We start from the raw sequence: 3,749 nt of genomic DNA, 5'->3' as shown, positions 1-3,749 counted from the left end.
CCTGTTGAATTTCAGAAAAATGTAATTACTTTAAAAAACGGACAAGCCATTTCTCGAACCAAATTATTGCATCAATTGGTGCAAAGTTTATATTCGCGTACCGAAATGGAATTTACACCCGGAACCTTTCGCATCAAAGGCGATACGGTTGAAGTATTTCCAAGTTATGGCGATGAACCTTTTAGAATTCACTTTTTTGGCGATGAAATTGAAGAAATTGAAGCGTTTGATGCCCGAACGGCACAAGTATTAGAAAAATACGATTCGTTAAGCATTTATCCTGCTAATATGTTTGTGACTTCTCCTGATATTTTACAAAAAGCCATTTGGGAAATCCAACAAGATATGGTAAAACAAGTGGACTATTTTAAAGAAATCGGCAAGCATTTAGAAGCCAAACGATTAGAAGAACGTACGAATTTCGATTTAGAAATGATTCGCGAATTGGGCTATTGTTCAGGCATTGAAAACTATTCGCGTTATCTTGATGGTCGGGAACCTGGCACGCGCCCTTTCTGTTTATTAGACTATTTTCCAGACGATTATTTAATGGTTATTGATGAAAGTCACGTTACCATTTCGCAAGTACATGCCATGTATGGTGGCGATAGAAGCCGAAAAGAAAACTTGGTAGATTACGGATTTCGTTTGCCTGCCGCAATGGACAACCGTCCTTTAAAATTTGAAGAATTTGAAGCCCTACAAAATCAAGTAGTATATGTTTCTGCTACGCCTGCCGACTATGAAATGCAAAAATCGGAAGGTGTGTATGTAGAGCAAATTATTCGTCCTACAGGATTGTTAGATCCGATTATAGAAATTCGCCCAAGTGCCAATCAAATAGACGATTTAATTGAAGAAATTCAATTGCGTTGCGAAGCCGACGAGCGGGTTTTAGTCACTACGTTAACTAAACGAATGGCAGAAGAATTGGCTAAATACCTTACCAAAGTTTCTATACGATGCCGCTACATTCATTCGGATGTAGATACTTTGGAGCGTGTAGAAATCATGCAAGATTTACGAAAAGGTGTTTTTGATGTGCTAATTGGCGTGAACTTATTACGTGAAGGATTAGATTTACCTGAAGTATCGCTTGTGGCGATTTTAGATGCGGACAAAGAAGGTTTTTTACGCAGCAAACGTTCGTTAACGCAAACTGTTGGAAGAGCCGCCAGAAACCTTAACGGAAAAGCCATTATGTATGCCGACAAAATTACGGCAAGTATGCAACACACCATAGACGAAACCATTTACCGCCGCGAAAAACAAACAGCTTACAATACCTTACACGGCAAAACGCCACAATCGTTAAACAAGAGTTTGGGTAATGCTTTTAGCGCCAATTCTGTTTCTACGCAATACTACGAAAACCAAGCGTATAAAGCCGCAGAACCTGAAAGTGAGTACCTAAGCAAACCCGAAATTGAACAAAAAATTAGGGACAAACGTAAACTAATGGAAAAAGCCGCTAAAGAACTCGACTTTATGCAAGCCGCCAAGTTTAGAGATGAGATAAAAGCACTACAAGAAAAGTTGTAAGCAAATTTTAAATTCCAAAGCCCAAATCTCAAATTCCAAATTCCTACACCTGCTGTTGCGCGAATCCTTTCGCTTGGTAACTAACAAAAACGTTTACTCCTTTTTCAACGCACGTAACATCTCTCTTTTTCCGGGTGCTCCGGGTAGTTTCATTGTTTGGAAACCTACTGTTTGCATAGCATTTTTAATGGTGGTACGGCACGCATACGTGGTTAATATTCCTTTGCTTTTTAAGGCACAATACATTTTTTCAAAAATGGCTTCACTCCATAATTCGGGTTGCGCGTTGTAGCCAAAAGCATCAAAATAAATTAAATCAAATGTATTTTCATCGGTTATGTCATTAAAAAATTGTTTACGCTTGGTTAGGGTAAAATAAGGTGTTATTTCAATAGTTTCTTCCCAAGGCAAGGTATGTAACCTTTCAAAATCTGCTTGACGGTTGGGTACTTCCAATTGCGTAGCATAATTGAGCTGTACAATATCTTCAAAAGCCACCGGATACGCTTCTACTCCAACATAATTGACTTTAATCTGGCGTTTTTCGGCTTCCAACATCGTAATTAATGCATTTAATCCGGTACCAAAACCAATTTCTAAAATCGAAATCTCGGAAACGGTATCAAATAAATCTAAGCCGTTTTTTATAAAAACATGAAACGCTTCTTGTATGGCACCAAATCTAGAATGATACGTTTCATCCCATTCTGGAATATAAATAGACGTGGAGCCGTCTTTGGTAATGATAATTTCGTGTTTCATAATGAAGGTGAAAGGACAAAGGTAAAAGGAAAAAGGCAAAAAACTTCTAACTTCTAACTACTAACTTCTAACTTAATGTTATCTTTGCCTAAATTTACATACAAATGGTTACATTCGAACAACTTAATCTTCCAATTTCGCTACAAAAAGCGATAGACGATTTAGGTTTCACAACTCCCACACCAATTCAATCAAAAGCCTTTCCAATTGTAATGTCTGGTAGAGATGTAATGGGAATTGCACAAACCGGTACGGGAAAAACGTTTGCCTATTTGTTACCAATTTTAAAACAATGGCGTTTTGTACCTACCGATATTCCAAGAGTGCTTATTTTAGTACCTACACGTGAATTAGTAGTGCAAGTGCATGAAGAAATTGAAAAATTAACCAAGTACATGAGTGTGCGTTCACTTGCCGTTTATGGCGGGGTAAACATCAATACGCAAAAAAAAGACATTTATTCTGGAATTGATATTGTGGTGGGAACACCCGGAAGAATTATGGATTTGGCGTTAGATAATGTCTTGCGTTTTGACGATTTACAAAAATTAGTGATTGATGAATTTGATGAAATATTAAATTTAGGATTTCGAGTACAACTAACTTCTATTTTATCAATGATGCGTTCGAAAAGACAAAATATTTTGTTTTCGGCAACCATGACAGAGGAAGTGGATGATTTGTTAGATGAATTTTTCGAATTTCCAGAAGAAGTTTCTTTAGCACCAAGTGGTACTCCATTAGAGCAAATAGAACAACGCGCTTATGTAGTGCCCAACTTTTTAACTAAAGTTAATTTACTAAAACATTTATTAGCAGACGAATCATACAGCCGAATTTTATTGTTTGTAAACAGTAAAAGAATGGCCGATTTTTTATTAGAACATATAGAAGAAGATTTTCCAGGTCAGTTTGGAACGGTGCACTCTAATAAAACGCAAAATTACCGTTTGAATATGATGGAAAATTTCCAAAACGGTGAAATTAGAGGTTTGGTGACCACTGATATTATGGCGCGTGGTTTGGATATTACAGATATTACTCACGTAATTAATATGCAATTTCCTGAAATCCCAGAACAATACATGCACAGAATTGGTCGTACTGGTCGTGCCGATAAAGAAGGTATTGCCATCAGTTTTATTGGTCCGAAAGAAGACGAATTTCAATTGGAAGTGGAAATGCTAATGCAAACTGAAATTAAAATTCACGACATTCCTACTGGCGTAAAAATTGAACAACAACGTTTAGAATTCGAGAAAGATCAGAAAAAAGTAAAAACACTTTTGAAACGTGTAAAGAAAACGGGTGGTGATGCTTTTGAGAAAAAATCGGAGAAAAATAGTAAAGTCAATTTAGGCGGTCCAGGGAAAAGAACGCCAAGAAAAACAGCATCAAGAAACCGAGGAATAGAAAGAAAACGAGACGAAAAGAAAAAGAAAAAG

The 3,749-nt window shown here is 36.9% G+C and carries 3 protein-coding genes; 2 read left to right on the top strand and 1 reads right to left on the bottom strand.

The features are described from left to right. The coding region (uvrB, locus tag ACIQ2I_RS08490) for an excinuclease ABC subunit UvrB (RefSeq protein WP_396181987.1) at positions 1–1,542 on the top strand (1,542 nt) is incomplete at its 5' end. A 93-nt stretch (positions 1,543–1,635) separates the two neighbouring features. Here uvrB and mnmD read toward each other — a convergent pair. Then, on the bottom strand, positions 1,636–2,304 hold the full coding sequence (gene mnmD / locus ACIQ2I_RS08485; RefSeq protein WP_396181986.1) for a tRNA (5-methylaminomethyl-2-thiouridine)(34)-methyltransferase MnmD: 669 nt from the start codon (positions 2,302–2,304) through the stop codon (positions 1,636–1,638). Positions 2,305–2,408: 104 nt separating this feature from the next. Between mnmD and ACIQ2I_RS08480 the strand changes: the two genes are divergently transcribed. Continuing rightward, a partial coding sequence (locus tag ACIQ2I_RS08480) for a DEAD/DEAH box helicase (protein WP_396181985.1) occupies positions 2,409–3,749 on the top strand: 1,341 nt, incomplete at its 3' end.

Origin of the sequence: Flavobacterium sp. (assembly GCF_044368995.1) — a bacterium.
Classification (GTDB): domain Bacteria; phylum Bacteroidota; class Bacteroidia; order Flavobacteriales; family Flavobacteriaceae; genus Flavobacterium.
Note: the sequence above shows the minus strand (reverse complement) of the source record. Positions and strands in the feature narration are given on the sequence as shown.

Excerpts from the sequence above, each read along its gene's own strand:
- mnmD (WP_396181986.1), bottom strand. The coding sequence starts at position 2,304 with ATGAAACACGAAATTATCATTACCAAAGACGGCTCCACGTCTATTTAT.